The sequence below is a fragment of the Paenibacillus forsythiae T98 genome (genome assembly GCF_000520735.1).
Classification (GTDB): Bacteria; Bacillota; Bacilli; order Paenibacillales; family Paenibacillaceae; genus Paenibacillus_AQ; species Paenibacillus_AQ forsythiae.
The window spans coordinates 1-927 of sequence record NZ_ASSC01000350.1 but is presented as its reverse complement, the minus strand read 5'-3'; the positions used below and the strand labels follow the sequence as shown (position 1 = coordinate 927).

Annotated in this window: 1 protein-coding gene; it reads left to right on the top strand. The window is 61.3% G+C overall.

Annotation, left to right across the window (positions count from 1 at the left end; genetic code table 11):
- Positions 1-852 (top strand): helix-hairpin-helix domain-containing protein (locus tag L692_RS0111230; protein ID WP_025699888.1); only part of this gene is annotated, 852 nt, incomplete at its 5' end.
- Positions 853-927: the final 75 nt, after the last annotated feature.

Below are 927 nucleotides of genomic sequence, written 5' to 3'. Positions count from 1 at the left end.
GGCGGGGCGGCTGCGCTGCAGCAGTGGCTGGGCGTCAAGGTCATGGTGCCACGGCGCGGACTCAAGAAGCAGATGGTCCGCATGGCCTGCGAGAACGGGCGCGTGGCGCTCGAAGAGAAGTTCCGCCTGATCGAGCGGGATGAAGAGCGAACCTCCGGCGCGGCGCTCGGGCTCGGGCAGAGCCTGGGGCTGGAGAGCCTCAGCCGGATCGAGGCGTTCGACAACTCGAACATCCAGGGGGCGAATCCCGTATCGGCCATGGTTGTGTTCATCGACGGCAAGCCGGCGAAGAAGGAGTACCGCAAATACAAGGTGCGCACCGTGCAAGGGCCGGACGACTATGAGACGATGCGCGAGGTGATCCGCCGCCGCTATGAGCGGGTGCTGAAAGAGAATCTGCCGCAGCCGGACCTGATCGTGGTGGACGGCGGCAGAGGCCAGATTTCTGCGGCCGTCGATATTCTGGAGAACGAGCTGGGCCTGTTCATCCCGGTCTGCGGTCTCGTCAAGGACGCCAAGCACAAGACTGCGGAGCTGCTGGTCGGCGACCCGCCGGAGCCGGTTCATCTCGCCCGGGACAGCGAGGAATTTTATCTGCTCCAGCGCATTCAGGACGAAGTGCACCGCTTCGCCATTACATTCCACCGCGAGCAGCGCGGCAAGTCAATGGTCACCTCTCGGCTTGATTCCATCCCGGGAATCGGGGAGAAGCGGCGGAAGCTGCTGCTGAAGCATTTCGGGTCGCTCAAGAAAATCAAAGAAGCGACCATTGAGGATTTCCGTCCCCTGTCCATTGGCGACAAGCTCGCCCGGCAGATTCTGGACGCTCTGAGAGACGAAGAGAAGGTGTAGAGCTGCGGCGGATTGCGCCAAGGCAGTGATTGTCATTTTTGCATATCATCCATATTCAAGTGGTTAAGTCCCTGA